General features: G+C 66.5%; 18 protein-coding genes. 10 read left to right on the plus strand and 8 right to left on the minus strand.

Annotation, left to right across the window (positions count from 1 at the left end; genetic code table 11):
- Positions 1 to 93: 93 nt before the first annotated feature.
- Positions 94 to 1,119 carry an EF-P beta-lysylation protein EpmB gene (gene epmB, locus CKY51_RS16795; RefSeq protein ID WP_022971960.1) on the minus strand — a complete coding sequence of 342 codons (1,026 nt, stop codon included), beginning with the start codon at positions 1,117 to 1,119 and terminating at the stop codon, positions 94 to 96.
- Between the two features lie 100 nt (positions 1,120 to 1,219).
- Here epmB and efp point away from each other — a divergent pair, with 100 nt between their 5' ends.
- The 6 genes from efp (at position 1,220) to CKY51_RS16825 (ending at position 6,103) form a co-directional block, all read left to right on the plus strand.
- Complete coding sequence (gene efp, locus CKY51_RS16800) at positions 1,220 to 1,786, plus strand: elongation factor P (protein ID WP_152249527.1); 567 nt, start codon at positions 1,220 to 1,222, stop codon at positions 1,784 to 1,786.
- A gap of 134 nt (positions 1,787 to 1,920) precedes the next feature.
- The gene (locus CKY51_RS16805) at positions 1,921 to 2,568 is read left to right on the plus strand and encodes a TMEM175 family protein (protein ID WP_022971962.1); all 648 of its coding nucleotides are present in this window, start codon (positions 1,921 to 1,923) and stop codon (positions 2,566 to 2,568) included.
- A gap of 25 nt (positions 2,569 to 2,593) precedes the next feature.
- Positions 2,594 to 3,928, plus strand: a complete 1,335-nt coding sequence (locus CKY51_RS16810) for a TRZ/ATZ family hydrolase (RefSeq protein WP_022971963.1) — start codon at positions 2,594 to 2,596, stop codon at positions 3,926 to 3,928.
- A 25-nt stretch (positions 3,929 to 3,953) separates the two neighbouring features.
- Entirely contained in the window at positions 3,954 to 4,685 is a 732-nt protein-coding gene (gene ubiG / locus CKY51_RS16815; protein ID WP_022971964.1) for a bifunctional 2-polyprenyl-6-hydroxyphenol methylase/3-demethylubiquinol 3-O-methyltransferase UbiG, read from the plus strand.
- Positions 4,678 to 5,385: a phosphoglycolate phosphatase gene (locus tag CKY51_RS16820; RefSeq protein ID WP_022971965.1), complete on the plus strand. Its 708-nt coding sequence runs from the start codon at positions 4,678 to 4,680 to the stop codon at positions 5,383 to 5,385. Before ubiG ends, CKY51_RS16820 begins: the two co-directional genes overlap by 8 nt.
- 28 nt (positions 5,386 to 5,413) lie before the next feature.
- The gene (locus tag CKY51_RS16825) at positions 5,414 to 6,103 is read left to right on the plus strand and encodes an isoprenoid biosynthesis enzyme family protein (RefSeq protein WP_022971966.1); all 690 of its coding nucleotides are present in this window, start codon (positions 5,414 to 5,416) and stop codon (positions 6,101 to 6,103) included.
- Positions 6,104 to 6,164: 61 nt separating this feature from the next.
- Here CKY51_RS16825 and CKY51_RS16830 read toward each other — a convergent pair whose 3' ends face one another.
- The gene (locus CKY51_RS16830) at positions 6,165 to 7,832 is read right to left on the minus strand and encodes a glycoside hydrolase family 28 protein (protein WP_152249528.1); all 1,668 of its coding nucleotides are present in this window, start codon (positions 7,830 to 7,832) and stop codon (positions 6,165 to 6,167) included.
- 404 nt (positions 7,833 to 8,236) lie between these two features.
- Positions 8,237 to 9,376: a putative acyl-CoA thioester hydrolase gene (locus CKY51_RS16835; RefSeq protein WP_022971970.1), complete on the minus strand. Its 1,140-nt coding sequence runs from the start codon at positions 9,374 to 9,376 to the stop codon at positions 8,237 to 8,239.
- 404 nt (positions 9,377 to 9,780) lie between these two features.
- Between CKY51_RS16835 and CKY51_RS16840 the strand changes: the two genes are divergently transcribed.
- Both CKY51_RS16840 and CKY51_RS16845 read left to right on the plus strand, forming a co-directional pair.
- On the plus strand, positions 9,781 to 10,269 hold the full coding sequence (locus CKY51_RS16840; RefSeq protein ID WP_152249529.1) for a pyridoxamine 5'-phosphate oxidase family protein: 489 nt from the start codon (positions 9,781 to 9,783) through the stop codon (positions 10,267 to 10,269).
- 268 nt (positions 10,270 to 10,537) lie between these two features.
- Entirely contained in the window at positions 10,538 to 10,831 is a 294-nt protein-coding gene (locus tag CKY51_RS16845) for a hypothetical protein (RefSeq protein ID WP_022971973.1), read from the plus strand.
- Positions 10,832 to 11,012: 181 nt separating this feature from the next.
- Here the strand turns inward: CKY51_RS16845 and CKY51_RS16850 are convergent, their stop codons facing one another.
- Genes CKY51_RS16850 through yidD form a run of 3 tightly spaced genes read right to left on the minus strand, consistent with a single transcriptional unit; the run spans position 11,013 to position 13,479 of the window.
- Positions 11,013 to 11,852 carry a M23 family metallopeptidase gene (locus CKY51_RS16850; protein WP_022971974.1) on the minus strand — a complete coding sequence of 280 codons (840 nt, stop codon included), beginning with the start codon at positions 11,850 to 11,852 and terminating at the stop codon, positions 11,013 to 11,015.
- Complete coding sequence (locus tag CKY51_RS16855) at positions 11,852 to 13,201, minus strand: dihydroorotase (RefSeq protein ID WP_022971975.1); 1,350 nt, start codon at positions 13,199 to 13,201, stop codon at positions 11,852 to 11,854. Before CKY51_RS16855 ends, CKY51_RS16850 begins: the two co-directional genes overlap by 1 nt.
- Positions 13,198 to 13,479, minus strand: a complete 282-nt coding sequence (gene yidD, locus CKY51_RS16860; protein WP_081641362.1) for a membrane protein insertion efficiency factor YidD — start codon at positions 13,477 to 13,479, stop codon at positions 13,198 to 13,200. Before yidD ends, CKY51_RS16855 begins: the two co-directional genes overlap by 4 nt.
- 90 nt (positions 13,480 to 13,569) lie before the next feature.
- On the opposite strand from yidD, the gene dksA reads away from it, so the two are divergent.
- Entirely contained in the window at positions 13,570 to 14,661 is a 1,092-nt protein-coding gene (gene dksA / locus CKY51_RS16865; RefSeq protein ID WP_022971976.1) for an RNA polymerase-binding protein DksA, read from the plus strand.
- Positions 14,662 to 15,016: 355 nt separating this feature from the next.
- On the plus strand, positions 15,017 to 16,132 hold the full coding sequence (locus tag CKY51_RS16870; RefSeq protein ID WP_081641363.1) for an alpha/beta hydrolase: 1,116 nt from the start codon (positions 15,017 to 15,019) through the stop codon (positions 16,130 to 16,132).
- Positions 16,133 to 16,153: 21 nt separating this feature from the next.
- On the opposite strand, the gene CKY51_RS16875 is transcribed toward CKY51_RS16870, so the two are convergent.
- Both CKY51_RS16875 and CKY51_RS16880 read right to left on the minus strand, forming a co-directional pair.
- Complete coding sequence (locus tag CKY51_RS16875) at positions 16,154 to 17,401, minus strand: MFS transporter (protein ID WP_022971978.1); 1,248 nt, start codon at positions 17,399 to 17,401, stop codon at positions 16,154 to 16,156.
- Positions 17,398 to 17,835 carry a SufE family protein gene (locus tag CKY51_RS16880; protein WP_031339486.1) on the minus strand — a complete coding sequence of 146 codons (438 nt, stop codon included), beginning with the start codon at positions 17,833 to 17,835 and terminating at the stop codon, positions 17,398 to 17,400. Before CKY51_RS16880 ends, CKY51_RS16875 begins: the two co-directional genes overlap by 4 nt.
- Between the last annotated feature and the right edge of the window lie 19 nt (positions 17,836 to 17,854).

Genomic DNA, 17,854 nt, shown 5'->3' on the forward strand with positions numbered 1-17,854 from the left:
TCGGAGCGCCGCATACCGGTCGCTGCCAACATCGGTGCGGGTCTCGACGCGCCGCAGGACCCCCCGCACTCACCTCAACGCGCATCACACGCGCTAGAGCGGACGCTTGCCGGTATCGCCCGGGAGTTCGCGCACCAGTCGCGGGACCAGATAACCGGACAGGCGCGCGGCCAGCGCGGCATGCAGTTCGCGCGCGCGCCCATCGCCGACCTCGAAATGCGCCACTCCGGCGACGCGGTCGAGCTGATGCAGGTAATAGGGCAGCACGCCGGCGGCAAAGCTGCGCTCGCTCAATGCCGCCAGCGCCTCGACGCTGTCGTTGACCCCGCGCAGCAGCACGGCCTGGTTGAGCAACTGCGCTCCGGCCGCGCGCAACGCCATCATGGCGGCGTCCACCTCCGCGTCGAATTCATTGGCGTGATTGGCGTGGATCACGAAGGCGACCGGCCACGGCAACCCACGCAACCACGCCAGCAACGGCGCGTCCACGCGGGCCGGCAGCACGACCGGCAGCCGGCTATGGATGCGCAGGCGCTTGAGATGCGGGATGGCGGCAAGGGCATCGGTGAGCTCGGACAGCTTGCCGGTGGCCAGCGAGAGTGGATCGCCACCGGAGAGCAACACTTCGTCGACATCCGGGTCGGCGGCGATTGCCGCCACCGCGGCGCGCCAGCCATCGCGGGCGGCGGTTTCCTCGGCATAGGGAAAGTGACGGCGGAAGCAGTAGCGGCAATGCACGGCGCAGCTGCCGGTGGCGATCAGCAGCGCTCGCCCGCGGTATTTCTGGATGACTCCGGTTGCGGTGCGCGCGGCAGCATCGCCGACCGCGTCCAGCGTAAAGCCCGGCGCTGCCTGCATTTCATCGTCCAGCGGCACGACCTGGCGCAGCAAGGGGTCGGCGAGGTCGCCATGGCGCATCCGCGCGATAAACGCCCGCGGAACCCGCAGCGGAAACTGTGCCGCCGCCGCATCGCTGATGCCGGCCGCCGCTCCCGCCAGGCCCAGTTGGGCCAGCAACTGGCGCGGATCGCGCACGGCATCACGCCATTGCTGTTGCCAGCCGGTCGGCTGCAGCGGGGACGGGGATGGCTGTAAGGCGAGGGGGGCTGCGGTTATCATGTGCGGTCACAAAACCAATGCCCGCCGGTTGCGGCGGGCGCCCCATTCTATCCGACCGGCCGACCTGTGGCGGGTCGTCGTCTTATCGAGGAGCTGCACCATGGCCACTGTTGGCATGAACGACGTCAAGAACGGCATGAAGATCCTGGTCAATAACGAACCGGCGGTCATCACCGAAACCGAGTACGTCAAGCCGGGCAAAGGCCAGGCCTTCACCCGCGTCAAGTACCGCTTCATCAAATCCGGCCGCGTGGTGGAAATGACGATGAAGGCCACCGACGATGTCGAACTGGCCGATGTGGTCGACACCGACATGAACTACATGTACAGCGACGGCGAGTACTGGCACTTCATGGATCCGGAAACCTTCGAGCAGGTCCAGGCCGACAAGGCCGGCATGGGCGGTGCCGACAAGTGGCTCAAGGGCGAGGAAGCCTGCATCGTGACCCTGTGGAACGGCGCGCCGATCTGGGTACAGCCGCCGAATTTCGTCGAACTGAAGATCGTCGAGACCGACCCGGGCGTGCGTGGCGATACCTCCGGTGGCGGTGGCAAGCCGGCCACGCTGGAGACCGGCGCCGTCGTGCGCGTGCCGTTGTTCGTCAATCAGGACGAAGTGATCAAGGTCGACACCCGCTCGGGCGAGTATTCGGCGCGCGTCAAGTAAGTCCACAGCGGCGCGGCGTTGCGACGCCGCACCGCCTGCCGGCGCGGGCAGGCGTCGCGCGCCCGCCATGCATGTGCAATGCAACGTCGCCGCATGGCGATGCCGCTCGATCCGCTTCCAGGAGCCCCGCGACGATGAGCCACGTCGACAGCGCCGACGCCAAGTACCCGCACGACCGGGTCGTGTTCTTCAGCGATGCGGTCTTCGCCATCGCCATCACCCTGCTGGCGGTGGAGATCAAGGTCCCGGACCATGGCCAGATCGAGGCGGCCGGCAGCGTCCTGGCCGCGCTGCGCCGGATGTTGCCGCTGTTCATCGGCTTCGCGGTCAGCTTCCTGGTCACCGCATTGTTCTGGAAGTCGCACTTGCAGCTGTGCCGCCATATCCGCCAGTTCGACGACCGCCTGATCTGGCTCAACGTGCTGCAACTGATGCTGATCGGGCTGCTGCCGTTCTCCACCGCGCTGTATTCGGAGTACTTCGGCAGCAACCAGGCGTTCTCGGTGTATTGCGCGCATCTGGCCGCGATCGGCCTGGCAGCGTATTGGCTGCATGCCTATGCGGTGCGCAAGGAAGGCCTGGCGCAGCGGCTGGGTTCGCTGCAGGCGCAGGCGATGAAGATGCGCGTGGCGGTCTCACCGGTGGTGTTCGCGCTGTGCATTCCCGTGGGCATCGCGGCGCCCTGGCTGGGCCGCTTCGGCTTCCTGGCGGTGTTCCTGCTGCAGTGGGTGGTGATGCGCGTGTACCAGCGGCGCATCCGCCTGGCGCAGGCGGCACCGTGATCCTTCCCTTTTCCGAGCACCCGCGATGACCTCCATCCCCGAATCCTGCGACCTGCTGATCGAAGCCGGCTACGTGGTCCCGATCGAGCCGCATGCGGTGGTGCTGGAAGACCACGCAGTGGCGGTGCGCGGCAGCGAAATCGTCGCGGTGCTGCCGACCGCCGAGGCACGCACGCGGTTCGCCCCCGCGCGTACCGTGTCGCGCCCGGACGCGGCGTTGCTGCCGGGCCTGGTCAACGCGCATACCCACAACCCGATGACCCTGCTGCGCGGGGTCGCCGACGATCTGCCGCTGATGGTGTGGCTGCAGCAGCACATCTGGCCGGTGGAGGCCGCGGTGATCGGCCCCGAGTTCGTCGCCGACGGCACCACGCTGGCGATCGCCGAGATGCTGCGTGGCGGCACCACCTGCGTCAACGAGAACTACTTCTTCGCCGATGTGCAGGCGGCGGTCTACAAGCGCCATGGATTCCGTGCGGTGGTGGGTGCGGTCATCATCGATTTTCCCACCGCCTGGGCGTCCTCGGACGACGAATATTTCGCCCGTGCCGGCGAATTGCACGATCAATGGCGCGACGATCCGTTGATCGGCACCGCGTTTGCCCCGCATGCGCCGTATACGGTCAACGACGCCAACTTCGAGCGCGTGCGGATGCTGGCCGACCAGCTCGACCTGCCGGTGCACCTGCATACCCACGAGACCGCGCAGGAAGTGGCCGATTCGATCAAGCAGTACGGTCAGCGCCCCCTGGCGCGGCTGGACCGGCTGGGGCTGGTCAACGATCGCCTGATCGCCGTGCACATGACCCAACTCACCGATGCGGAGATCCACCTGTGCGCCGAGCGCGGCGTGAGCGTTGTGCATTGCCCGGAATCCAACCTCAAGCTCGCCTCGGGGTTCTGTCCGGCATGCGCGCTGCAGCGTGCTGGCGTCAACCTGGCGATCGGCACCGACGGCTGTGCCAGCAACAATGATCTGGACATGTTCAGCGAAAACCGCACCGCGGCGATCCTGGCCAAGGCGGTGGCCAACGATGCCACTGCGCTGGATGCGGCCACCACCTTGCGTGCGGCCACGCTCGGCGGTGCCCGTGCGTTGGGCCTGGGCGATCGGATCGGCTCGATCGAGGTCGGCAAGCAGGCCGACCTGGTCTGTGTGGATCTCGCCGCGCTGGAGACGCAGCCGCTGCATCATGTGCTGTCGCAGTTGATCTATGCGGCCGGTCGCCAGCAGGTGACCGATGTGTGGATCGCCGGCAAGCCCAAGCTGGTGCAGCGCGAGCTGATCGACATGGACACCGCCGCCCTGATCGCCAATGCGCGCCAGTGGCGCGACCGTATCCGCACCATCCGCGCCTGAGCGCGGCGTTCCCACGGAGAATCGCATGAGCCCGACCACCCCCGCCGCCGCTAATTTTCACCAGGCCGAGCTGGACAAGTTCGCTGCGCTGGCCAACCGCTGGTGGGATGCGGACGGTCCACAGAAGCCGCTGCACGCGCTCAATCCGGTGCGGCTGGACTATGTGGCCGCGCGTGTCGGCCTGGCCGGAGCACGTGTGCTGGACGTTGGCTGTGGCGGCGGCCTGCTGAGCGAGTCGATGGCGCGCCTGGGCGCGCAGGTGACCGCGATCGACCTGGCGCCGGACCTGGTCAAGGTGGCGCGTCTGCACAGCCTGGAATCGGGCGTGCAGGTCGATTACCGCGTGCAAGCGGTGGAAGAACTGGCCGCCGAGCAGCCGGCAGGCTTCGATGCGGTGACCTGCATGGAGATGCTCGAGCATGTCCCGGACCCGGCCGCGATCATTGCCGCCTGCGCGCGGTTGCTCAAACCCGGTGGCAAGCTGTTCCTGTCAACGCTCAACCGTACCCCGGCCGCGTTCGCGCTGGCGGTGGTCGGTGCCGAATACATCGCGCGGCTGCTGCCCAAGGGCACCCATCAGTACAAGGACTTCATCAAGCCGGCCGAACTGGCGGCCTGGCTGCGCGGCGCCGACCTGCAGTTGGAAGATGTCAGCGGCATGCTCTACGAGCCCTGGCGCAACCGCGCCCGCTTGTCGTCGCGCACCGAGGTCAATTACCTGGCGTATGCGGTCAAGCCCGCGTTGGCGCATGACTGAGCACGCCGGCACGACGGCGGGCGTGAGCGCCGCTGGCGTATTTCCCGCCGTTGCGCTGTTCGACCTGGACGGGACCCTGCTGGACAGCGCGCCTGACATGCTGGCCACTGTCAACGCCATGCTCGCTGCGCGTGGCCGCGCGCCGACCACCTCCGCGTGCATTCGTCCGATGGTGTCCAAGGGCGCACGGGCGATGGTGTCGGTCGCGTTCCCCGAGTTGGACGCCGCCGCGCGCGACGCCTTGATTCCGGAATTCCTGCAGCGTTACGCGCAATTGATCGGCAGCTGCGCGCAACTGTTCGATGGCGTCGAGGAGGTGCTGCTGCGGCTGGAGCAGGCCGGCAGCCGCTGGGGCATCGTCACCAACAAGCCCGAATACCTGGCCCGGCTGATCCTGCCGCAGCTGGGCTGGGAGCAGCGCTGCGCGGTATTGATCGGCGGCGATACCTTGGCCGAGCGCAAGCCGCATCCGCTGCCGTTGTTGGTCGCGGCCGAACGCCTCGGCGTGACGCCGTCGCAATGCGCTTACGTCGGCGACGACGAACGCGATATCCAGGCTGCGCGCGCCGCTGGCATGCCGTCGATCGCGGCGCTGTGGGGGTATCGCCTGCACGACGACGATCCGCTCAGCTGGCAGGCCGACTGCGTGCTGCAGCAGCCGCAGGCCTTATGGGAGCCGGCCGCGTGGCCGCGCACCTGATGCCGTTTGTACTTCTTCTGGACCCCGCATGAGTCACTCCAGCGCGCTCGATAGTTTCCTCGACAAATGGCGAAGCCGGTGGCCGGAGTGGGCGGTGGCCGAACCGTTCGTGCCGTCGTCGCAGCGGCCGCTGGCCGTGGCCTGGTTTGCCTTGCTGCAGGAATGGGAAGACATCATGAACATCGCCGGCGATCCGTTGCCGGCCGACGCCAAGCTGGCCTGGTGGCAACAGGAACTGCGCGACTGGTCCGGGCAGCGCTCGCGCCATCCGCTCGGTCGCGTGCTTGAACCGGTACGCGCCCCCTGGGCCGCGTTGGCCGAGACCTTGCCGGCAGTGCAGGCCGCCCGTTCCACCCCGGCGACGCTGGCGCAGGCGCTGCAGACCTTGCAGCCGTTCGCAGAAGCGGTGATCGCCGTCGAAGCGGTGTTGTTCGAGCGCCGCGCGCCTGGCGAGGCGCGCGTGGTGGCGGTGCAATGGCTGGATGCGCGCCAGCGTGCGGCGGGTGAAGCGGCGGCACCGGCAGGCATCGGGAGTGCCGATTGGCGACAGCAGTTGTTGCGGGCCTGGCCGGGCAAGCCGGCGTTGGCGCGCCCACATCGGGTCTGGTCGCGTTTGGCGCGACTGCGGCTGCGACGCGAACTGGCCGGCAAGCCTGCCTACGCGCCGCCGTTGCAGCAACTCTGGCACAGCTGGCGCGCGGCCAGCGGCGCGGACTAGGTGCTGTGCCGGCGATCGCGACGGTCGCTGTACTGTTTCTCGATGGACCCGCGCCGGCGCCTCAGATCGGCGCGTCTGGCAGCACGCTGCGATAGTCGATGAAGGCCTGACTGCAATCCAGCGGTTCGCCGACGCCGGGCCTGCCGAGCAACTGCACGTCGTTCGCGACCGATGGGGCTAGCTGGTCGAAGAAACTCACCGGTCCGCCATCGAAGATGAAGTGCGTCGCCCCGGGATCGCTGACTGGCCCGCCGAAGTGCGGTGGCGCAAACGACACCGGTCCACCATCCAGCACCACATTGTCCAGTGCAACGACGATCGGCAGGGTCCTGGTGGTATCGCGATAGCCATAGAAGCTCAGTTCGCCGCCGCCGAACGCACCGGCTCCCAGCGAATGCACATTCCTCAAGAGGATATTTCGGAAATTCGGTGGCTTGTTCCGGACGGTGGCATTGGCGTAGTTGGCATCGAAGACCAGTGGTCGCGCAACACGACGCATGCAGATGTCTTCGAAGATGACATCGGACACCTGGCCGCCGCGCGTGGCATCGGACTTCACCCGCAGGCCGTTGCTCGTCGGTCCATCCCGTTTGCTGGTATCGGCTGTGAAGCCGTCAATGCTCAGGTCGTGCACCAAAATATGGCGGATGCCCGAATCGGTTTCGCTGCCGAGCGAAAAGCCATGGGTGTAATAGAACCGGTTATGGACGAACAGCATGTCTTCCGACGCGATGCTGCGTTTGCCGCTCGCATGCGCCTTGATCGCGACCCCATCGTCGCCGGTGCCGATGAACGAATAGGCCAGTAGTACGTTCTTCGATTGGCCAGGATCGAAGCCATCGGTGTTCTTGGCCGTGTCCGGGGTGAAGCAGGTGGCATGCGGATTCACGTCGGGCGTACTTCCGGCCGGGCAGTGATAGCCAGGGCGCGTGTAAGCCAGGCTGGGCGCCAGGATCTTGATTCCCCAGGCGATCAGGCCAACCACGTTGTCGGTGGCGACGTGGAAATTCGGTGAGTTTTCCAGCGTGATGTCATACAGGACGAAGTCGCTGCTGTCGTCGACCTGCAGCAGCCGTGGCACGTGCTGGATAAGGCCCTGGGTGACGGTGAGATAGGCCAGGTCCCACCAGCTGGCCTTGCCTGCATTGGGCCCGCCGGTGAGCGTGCTGCCGCCGCGACCGTCGATCCTGCCTGCGCCGACGATACCGCTGTGCGCCGTATTGACCGCGTGGATCAGCGGCTTACAGGACTTGGTCGCGTCATTGCTGGCGGTGCCGCAAATGCCTGCGCCATTGTCATAGTCCTGCGGATTGCGCGAGCCATACACGGTGACGCCACGATCGATCCACAGCGTGACCCCACTTTTGAGAGTGAGTGGCCCGGTCAGAAAGCCGGATTCGCCGGCGTCGCCAACGATCAGGCGAACCGCACTGCCGGTGGGGCAGTCGTCGATGGCTGCCTGCAGACGTGCGGTGTCTGGCTGAGAGTGGCGCGGATCCTGGTCGAGCGTGTCCAGTGCGCCATCCAACGGACTCAGCGTCGCCTTGCGCGTGGCGCACACCGGCGTCGCCACGCTCGGCTGCTCGATCACGCCCCAACGGGTGGAGACGCGATGCGCGTTATCCGAGTGCTCCAGGTCCTGCGGAGGCGTGGCGCATGCCTGGCCGGCAGCGCCGAGCAAGCTCAGCGAGAGGGGGAAGATCCGCGCAAGACGATATCGGTGGCGCATACCATCCCCGACTGGGGAAAGACATCAGGTAGAGAAAACGTCAGCTGGCAGTGGCGAAAGGCTTGCCGCCGCTGACCTCGCCGCATCTGCTGCACTGGAATCAGCAGCGTGGCGCGAACGTAGCGGGAGGAGGCGATTCACCGGAGCTTGCATGGCGAAACCACGCGCGCATTGCCGAAGTGATTGGCATCGTGATGGCGCGTGTGCGGTCGGTGTTCATCCTCGATGGAGCCAGCACTCGACGCAGGCAGCGCAGACCTGGTCATGCCCGCGCAGATGCCCCATTCGCTCGCAGTCAGCGTTTCGCGCATGTCGCAGCCATCGTGATGGCTGCGACATGCGCCAGGGGTGAGGTCGCAACGCGTCCGCTAACGGGCGCGTTGCCGTTGGCGTCGCGCAATGCCTCAGTCGGCGCTGCCGGCGCCTTGATTGTTGTATTCGTAGAAGCGGTTGGCCGAGTACGTGCAGTTGCTGCTGCAGTAAGGCCGGTTGACCGTCGAGGCGTTCCACGGTGCGGTCTTGCGCACGTGACTGCCGAGCGTGGAGTCGCGCACGGTGACCTGCCCGTTCGGCGAGGTGCCGTTGACGTAGCTGCTCAGGCTGCCGACGCTTTCGTCCCAAGCACGGCCCAGGTAGGTGGCGTTGTCGGGGCTGCCGTCGCTGCCGACGAAGTTGCTGTTGATTGCCAGGAAGCCATAACTGCTGCCCGGACGCGTGCTCGGCGCGAAGATGTAGCCGCCACGGCTGCTGCCCAGGCGTGCGCCGGTGGAGCGGATGGTGGCGCCATCGAAGACGCCCACGCCGGAGCCGAAGATGAAATCGACATCGCCTTCGATCGTGCTGCTCTTGAAGTATGCGCGGATGATGGCGTTGGCGCTGTTGGCGCTGATCAACAAGGTGTCCTGGTTGCCGGTCACCACCACGTCCTCGAAGCTGGCCTTGTCGCCACGCACCGCCAGCGCAACCGCCGATTGGTTGTTGTCGGCATAGGTGCCTTCGACGTAGTTGTTGTCGATGCGCAGGTGGCGTGCCTGGAAGCCATTGGCGCGGACCGTCAGCGTGGCGCTGTTGGAAGTGCCGACCGTGGTTGCCGAGGCATTGCTGGCGCAGGGGTGACTGGCGGTGCCGGCCGGCTTCGGGGTGGGATTGGCGTTGTTGAAGCGGATGATGGTGTCGCCAGCGCCGTTGCCCAGGCCGAACAGGGTGAGCGGCGGCGCATTGCTCGGGACGCAGACCAGGCCCACATACGTGCCCGATTTGATGCTGATGTAGCGGCGCGTGCTGCCGCCGGCCGCCACTGCGGCATCGACCGCTGCCTGCACGGTGCGGTACTTGGTCGAGCCGTCTGCGGCGACCGCGAAATCGGCGCTGAGAGTGCTCACGCCTGCGGTCGGGTTCCAGTTGTCGGTCGTCAATGCACCGATGGTGCCGGTCTTTGCCAGTGCCTTGGCGATCGTGTAATTGCTTGCCTCGGCGCTGGTGAGTTGCGGCCGCGTGGCGGTCCCGGTCGCGCCGAAAGCGTTGGCGCTTAACAGACCGAGCACGAGAAGGGCAAGGGGATAGCTCGGGCGATGCGATGCAGTCATTGGGCGGTGCTCGCGTTGAGGTGGGTGGTGGTTGCCGACGCTCGACGAGCATCGGCTTGTTGCGCGCCGGCGTGCGGGAAAGGGGGAGCGCCTGCCGTGACTGGCAGCGATGCGGACGCGGCCGGTGAGGGAACATACGCTGCGCCAATGGCTAGCCGCTGCGGCGCAGGCGCGCTACGCACGAGCCTTGTGCGCGATCACATTTCAGGTGTGAGCGCGTCTTCAGGACGTGCGCCGCGCGCCCGCCGAATGTGCAGATGCACAACGGTTGGGGCGGCTCGTCCAGCATCGCCATCCTCACGCGCTGTGGGCAACACTGCTCCCAGACTCCTGGTTCTTTAACGAGACATGGCGGGAATCCAATGGCAGACCCCAAGGAACTGCAGGACAAATTCTGGAAGGCGCTGAAGTCCGATCGCACGGTGATGCTGGGCCTGGACGGCGTCGAGGACGGGCATGCGCGTCCAATGACGGCCCAGATCGAAGGCGATAGCGGTGGGCCGATCTGGTTCTTCACCTCCAAGGACAACGCCTTGATTGCCATGCTTGGGCAGGGCCGCCGGGTGATCGGTGCCTTCAGCAGCAAGGGGCACGATCTGTTCGCCAGCATCAGCGGTTCGCTGCGCGAGGATACCGATCCAGCGGTCGTCGACCGGCTGTGGAATCCGCATGTGGCGGCATGGTACGAACAAGGCAAGAACGATCCCAAGCTGGCGCTGCTGCGGTTGGATCCCGACCATGCACAGATCTGGCTCAACGGCTCCAGCCTGCTGGCCGGCATCAAGGTGTTGCTGGGCATGGATCCCAAGAAGGATTACCAGGACAAGGTCGCCGACGTCCCTCTGCGCTGAACAGCGGTCGGCGCATGCATGGGGTCGCTGCTGCATGCGCCGCGATGAGATCAAGCGCTGGCGGCTTCAGAACATGGCTGCAACGTCCTAGTGCGAACGCCTGAGCGTTTTTTCTGTGCATCGATGGGCCCGGTGTGACTGTTGCAGCCATCTGTTGTGTCGCGCTTGCCGACATCGCGCTGACGGCCCATTCACCACTGGCCAACAGCGACTGCCTGCATGATCGGCATCCTCGCAGATGGCGGGCAACAGGTTAACGGAGGTCGGCATGCAACAGATCGAAGTGGGTCAGATGGTCTTCCTGCGCGATGGCGACGTTGGTGTGGGCGCGATCCGAGAGGTGCGCGACGGCGGCGATGCCTTGGTCATCAATATCGAAAATGGCGGCGACTTTGCCGTTCCTGTCTCCGTCGTGCGGTCAGTGCACTCCGGCAAGGTGCTGCTGGATGCGGACCGCTTGCCCGACGCGATGCGCGAGGCGTTGCGGCATCCGCACGCGAACGAGTTGCCGACCAGCACGTATGCGGCCGCGCGGGCTGACGATGGCGCGTTGAAAGATTGATCCGGCGGAAAGCTTGCGGGGTTGGTTGAACCGCGGACGTTGCTGTCAAACGCGGCTGACCAGTGCAACACAAGGTCGGCCCGTCGCAGCGTTGGCGGCTGCGCGCTGCAGTAATCTCAAGGCCGCGGGAGTTGGCTGCGCCGCCGCGCGCGCGATAGCAGACACAGCGGTTGCGGCTGACCTATTGACCGCGCTCCAGCACCAATAACGGATCGATGCGTGTATCGAACCAATTCATTCCCCAATGCAAATGTGGCCCGGTTGCGCGTCCGGTCGCTCCCACTGCGCCGATCACCTGGCCTTGCGTGATCCGGTCGCCGACCTTGACGTCGATTCGCGACAGATGCAGGAAGTTGGAGCTGATGCCAAACCCGTGATCCAGCAGTACCGTGCCGCCGGTCAGGTATAGATCCGGCGCGGCGAAGGTGACCACGCCGGGCGCCGGCGCCTTGACGGGCGTCCCGGTAGCCACGGCGATATCCATACCGGAATGGCCGGCGCCTGGTTGTCCGTTGTAGACGCGCGCATTACCGAAGCGGCCGCTGATGCGTCCCTGGACCGGCCAGATGAACGGCACAGCGAAGTCCGTGCGCGGGTCGTCGCGATCGCGCGCGGCAGTGACCTGCGCCTGCTCGCGCTTGATGCGTTCGGCGATCGCCGGTGGCGGATTGACCGTCTTGGGCGGAACGCCGTTGACACGCTCGATCGGCCAGTCGCGTGGTGTCACTGCGATCCGGACCTGCTCGCTGCCGCCGTCGGGTCGGGTGACATCCACCTGCAATGGGCCGGTGGCATCGCGACCGATGCCAAACACCACGCTGCCATAGTCGCTGACCCGCAGTGTGCGGCCGGCGTAGCGCACCTGGCTGCCGACCGGCACCTTGCCGATCACCATCGCGCCCTGCGAAGCGGCGGTAGGAAACACCACACGCTGGGCATCGCTGGCTTGCGCCAACGCGGGCAAGCTGGCCAACGCACACGGCGCCAACGCCAGCCAGGCCCCGATCAGGATCGCGCGCATCAACGGTCGAAGGTCAGGCGTTGGCCGGCAGCGGCGCCGACCAGGCGCTCGCCATCCCACACCTGGTGGCCATTGACCCAGGTCGAGGCAATCCGCGAGCGGAACGTGGTGCCTTCGAACGGCGACCAGCCGCACTTGGACAGGACCTGCTCGCGCTTGACGGTGAACGGTGTGTTGTCGATCAGCACCAAGTCGGCGAAGTAGCCTTCGCGCAGGAAGCCGCGCTGGGAGACGTCGAACAGCTGTGCCGGGGCATGCGCAAACTTCTGCACGATGCGGCTGATCGGCAGCTTGCCTTCGTGCACCAGCTCCAGGGCGGCCACCAGTGCGTACTGCACCAGCGGCAATCCCGACGGCGCCTGTGCATAGGGTTTCTGCTTTTCTTCCCAGGTATGCGGGGCATGGTCGGTGGCGAGCACGTCGATCACGTCGTCGGCCAGCGCGGCGATCAACGCCAGGCGATCCTCGGCATCCTTGATCGCGGGGTTGCACTTGATCAGGTTGCCCAGTCGCGCATAGTCGCTGCGATCGAAGCGCAGGAAGTGGATGCAGGTTTCGGCAGTGATGCGCTTGCGCAGGCGGCCGTCGCTGTCGACCAGCGGGCCGGCCTCGAACAACGCCAGTTCATCGGCGGTGGAAATATGCAGGACGTGCAGGCGCGTGCCGTGCTTGCGCGCCAGCGACACTGCCAGTTGCGAGGACTTCAGGCAGGCCTCGCGCGAGCGGATATCCGGATGCATCTCGGCGCTGAGCGCGTCGCCGTATTTTTCCTTGAACGCGGCCATCGTTGCATCGATGGTCGGGGTGTCTTCGCAATGGGTAATGATCGGGGTGGGCGCGTCGCGGAAGATCGCGTCCAGCGTTTGCGGATCATCGACCAGCATATTGCCGGTGGACGCGCCCATGAACACCTTGATGCCGGGGGCGGTCTTTGGATCCAGGCGCTGGATCGCGGCAAGGTTGTCGTTGCTGGCGCCAAGATAGAAGCCGTAGTTGCCCCAGGCGCGCCCGGCGGCGGCGTCGTACTTGGCCTGCAGCGCGGCGGCATCCAGCGTCGGCGGGTTGGTGTTGGGCATGTCCATGAAACTGGTCAGCCCGCCGGCCACGGCCGCGGCCGATTCGCTGGCGATGTCGCCCTTGTGGGTCAATCCGGGTTCGCGGAAGTGCACCTGATCGTCGATCATGCCGGGCAGCACCCACCGCCCGGCGGCATCCACCACCTGGTCGCCTGCAGCTGGCGTGATGTGCTCTGCAATTCGCGCAATGCGTTCGCCTTCGATCAGCAGATCGGCGTCGAACTCCTTGCCCTCGTTGACCATTCGGGCATTGACGATGACGGTTCGGCTCATGGGTGGGGTCCTGTGCAGCGGCAAGAAGAAGAGGTGTCGTTGGGCGCATCCGGGACGGGATCGTACCCCCCTGGATGAAAGGGATGACAGCGGCCCAGCCGGCGCGCGGCCAGCCAGCTGCCGCGTAACGGCCCGAAGCGGGCAATGGCGGTCATCGCGTACTCCGAACAGCTGGGCGCAAAACGGCAGCGCGGCCCTAGCAGGGGGCTGATGAAGCGCTTGTAGAAACGCAACAGCGCGATGAGCAGGCGTCCGATCACTTGCCAATGATATGCCAGTTGGATTAATACGTGGTTGCCGGGGATCAGCGCAGTAGGCTATAAAGTCCCGCTTTCCCGGGCCCCGGGGGAACCAAGGAAGAGCGATTCGTGGCTGCTAAAAAACCTGCAAAAAAGGCCGTCAAGGCCGCCAAGAAGTCCGCCAAGCCCGTCGTCAAGAAGGCTGCGGCGCCTGCCGCTGCCAAACCCGCGGCCAAGAAGACTGCGGCGGTCTCCAAGCAACTGGCTGCCACGAAGACGCCTGCCAAGAAGGCGCCTGCCAAGAAGGTCCTCGCGCAGAAGGCGGTCGCCAAGCCCGCGCCCGCCGCCAAGCCTGCAGCCACTAAGGCCACCAAGGCCACAAAACCCGTCGCCAAGACCCCCGTCGCCAAGAGCGCTGCCAAGCCGGCGGCGAGCAAGCCGGCCCCGACCGCTGCCAAGCCGGCAGCAAAGCCGGTCGCCAAGCCGGCGGCCACCCAGTCCGTACCGAAGCCGGCAGCGACGCCGGCTCCGGCCAAGTCAGTCCCGGTCAAGGCGACCAAGCCTGCAGCAGCAGCGACCCCCGTGGCCGCTCCTGCCAAGTCGGCGAAGCCTGCGACCCCGTCAGTCAAGAATCCCGTGCCCGTTTCGAAATCTTCCGCAAAGACCCCCACCAAGTCCGAGACTCCCGCCAAGCCCGCCGCGACCCGTCCGGTCGGCAAGGTGGCCGTGGCCGTGACCTCCAAGCCGTCCAATCCGACCCCCAAGACCAAGTACAAGGTGGTCGATTACAAGACCGACGACGCCACCGGTCGCCCGATCCTGCCTGCAGGCTACAAGCCCACGCCGGACGAGGAGTACATGAGCGCGCTGCAGCAGGAATATTTCCGTCAGCGGCTGCAAAGCTGGCGCAATGACCTGGTCGAAGAATCCAAGCAGACCATCGAGAACCTGCGCGAAGAAGTGCGTGATATCGGCGATGAAGCCGAGCGCGCCACCCGCGAGACCGAAAACTCGCTGGAACTGCGCACCCGCGATCGCTACCGCAAGCTGATCGGCAAGATCGACAGCACGCTCAAGCGCCTGGAAGCCGGCGACTACGGGTATTGCGTGGACACCGGTGAAGAGATCGGCCTGGACCGCCTGGAGGCGCGTCTGACCGCAGAGCGCACCATCGATGCGCAGGAGCGCTGGGAGCACTTGCAGAAGCAGCAGGGCGACTGAGTTCGTACGCCGTTGTCGGTCGTGATCGAGCCCCGCCATGTGCGGGGCTTTGTGTTTGTCGCCTGCCCGCGGCGTGCTGCAGCACGCGCAGCGATCTTGCACTGCTCAGCGCATCTCATCTCAACGTGCATGACACGCTCTAAATCTACGTGTCATGGCCGCGGCGTAGACTTCGCCCGTGGCGGCTGGCCACGTCACCGTCTACCGTTGATGTTCGCGTTGCCGCGTACCTGTTTCAGGCCAATTGGGTGGCCGTCGCCGTCGCCGCCGCGATGCAATCTGTCTGCACTCGCGCGGTGGCGTGCGGTTGCATTGCGATGGCCGGGTGCACGGCGACGTCTGCAGTGGACGCAACATGGCTAGCCGGGAGCGCGCGACGTCAGCGCCTGGGCGTCAGCCAGCATGGCGCTCGCAAGGGATTGGTCGCTGGATCCTCGCGCTGTTGCTGGTGCTGTCGACTGGGGTGTTGGTAGTGGCGCTGGGGCCGCGCGTGGACACGGTGCTGCCCCAGGTGGCGCTGCCACAGGTGCCGCAGGACCCGCGCGCGTTGCAGGCCTGGCTCGATGCGCGCGAGCGGGCGACGCCGGGACTGCGTGCGGACAACCAGGCGCGTATCGTCTGGGCCGACCCGCTGCATCCTGGTCGGCGCGCCTGCGCGATGGTCTATCTGCACGGCTTCACCGCAAGCCAGGGCGAAGGGGCGCCGACGCACCAGCGGCTGGCGCGCAGCTTCGGTTGCAACCTCTACCTGCCGCGTTTGCCAGGGCATGGCCTGGTGGCCGCCGATGCCTTGCGCGGGATCGATGCCGCGCGCTTGCTCGAAGGGGCGGCGGAGGCCTTGGCGGTGGCGCAGGTGTTGGGCGAGCGGGTGGTGGTGATCGGCAATTCGATGGGGGGCGCGCTGGCCGTGCAGACCGTGGCCGCGCATCCCCAGCACGTGCAGGCGCTGGTGCTGTGGTCGCCGCTGGTGCGCGAGCGTAACGAGCAATTGCAGCCGATGTTGTGGCCATGGGGCGCGCAGTTGCTGGCATGGACGCGCAATGCTGGCGACCCGGTCCTGCGCCATGCCGTCGACAGTCCCTACTGGGCCGATGCGACGCATCTGGATGGCTATCGTGCGCTGGCTGCGCTGACCCGCGGCGGCATGCGGCCGTCGACCTATGCGCGAATCCACGTGCCGGTGTTCCTGGGCTACTACTATCACGATGCGCAGCATCAGGACGGCACGGTGTCGGTGGCGGCGATGCAGGCAATGTTCCGCCAGTTGGGAACGCCTGCGGCTGCGCGGCAGGCGGTGGATTTTGCCGACGCGGGCAATCACGTGCTGGCCTCGCCGGTGCGATCCAAGGCGGTACCAGCGGTGTTTGCCGCCACCTGCCAGTTCCTGGCAGGCAAGGGCGGTCTGCAGCAGCCGGCGGGCGCGCCCGACTGCGCGCATGGCTGGAACGCGGCGGCGGTCAGCGTACGCTGAGCGGCACCGGCGGCAGGCGTGTCACTGCAGGTCGCGCAGGTCCAGCTTGCGTAGCCGTGGCGCCTTCCAGGCGGTGGTGGCGACCACGCCCAGGGTCACGCAGCCACCGATCACCACTGCTGGTACCAATCCGACCAGGCGCGCCATGACGCCGTCGTAGAAGGCTCCCAATTCGTTGGACGAGCCGATGAAGATGCCGTTGATCGAGGAGACGCGGCCGCGCATCGCATCGGGCGTGGCCAGTTGCAGGATGGTCTGCCGGACCACCACCGAGACGCCGTCGCACATGCCGTAGGCCAGCAGGATCGCCGCCGACAACCAGAAATGGCGCGACAGGCCGAACGTGATCGTGCACACGCCGAACCCCGCCACTGCCAGCAGCAGGACCCGGCCGGCGTTGCGCTGCAGCGGGTGGCGGGCCAGCCACAGGCCGACCAGGATCGATCCCAGCGCCGGCGCGCCGCGCAGGATGCCCAGGCCTTCGGGGCCGTAATGCAGGATGTCGTGGATGAAGGCCGGCAACATCGAGACCGCGCCGCCCAGCAACACCGAGAACATGTCCAGGGCCATCGCGCCCAGCATGATCTGGTTGGACAGCACGAATTGCGCGCCCTCGGCGATGCTGCGGAAGATCGGTGCGCGCGGTCCTTCGGCCACCGGCTCGCTCACCCGCAGCAGCAGCAGCGCGACAATGGCCAGCAATGCAACGCTGGCCGCCACGCCGTACGCCAGCCCCTTGCCGCCCCAGCCGACCAGCAGCCCGCCCAGCGCCGGGCCGAGCACCATGCCGGCCTGGAAGGTCACGCTGCCGAGGCTGGAGCCGCGCGCGAATGCCTCGCGGGGCAGCACGCGCGCGAACAGGGCGTTATAGACCGGCGACAGAAAGGCGCGCGCCGCACCGGTCAGCGCGATCGCGGCATAGATCGCCCACACGCCGCTGGTCGGCAACCAGCGCTGGGTGATGGCCATCAACAGGGTTGCGGTGGTCACCAGACCCAGTGCCGCAGTGACGCCCAGATACCGACGTGGCAGATGATCGACCAGATAGCCGGCGAACGGGGCGATACAGAAGAACGGCAGAATCTCGGCCAACCCGATCAGGCCCAGCGACAGCGGGTTGCGGGTGATTTCGTAGATATGCCAACCCACCGTGACCGCGACGATCTGGTAGGACAGCATCGCGCTGACGCGATACAGCAGTACCAGGCCGAAACCCGGATGCGCGAGCAGGGTGCGCAACGACAGCGGCGGCGGGGCAGGGATGCTCATTGTTGCGCGCGCGCGGTGTCGCGGATGAAGGCCAGCATCGCCGCCACGCCGTTGCTGCGGGTCGGCGACAAGTGCTTGGCCAGGCCGATGCCGGCGATGTAGTCCGGCTCGGTGGCCAGGATCTCCGCTGCGCTACGGCCGGAATACACCCGCAGCGCCAGGTAGATCAGGCCGGAAACGATCGCCGAGTCGCTGACTGCATGGAAGTCCAGCCGCTCGGCATTGCCTTCCGGCACGATCCACACCAGCGACTGGCAGCCATGCAGGCGATGCTCCTCGCTCTTCCACTGTTCGGGAAAGGCCGGCAGCTTGCGACCGAGGTCGATCAGATATTGGTAGCGCTCGGACCAGTCGCCGAAGAAGGAAAACTCTTCGGCGATGGCGGCCTGGGCGGCGGCGGCGGTGGGTTCGAGCGGGAAATGGGTATCGGTCATCAGTAATCCAGGATCAAGC

Origin of the sequence: Xanthomonas maliensis, from assembly GCF_009192945.1 — a bacterium.
GTDB lineage: Bacteria > Pseudomonadota > Gammaproteobacteria > Xanthomonadales > Xanthomonadaceae > Xanthomonas > Xanthomonas maliensis.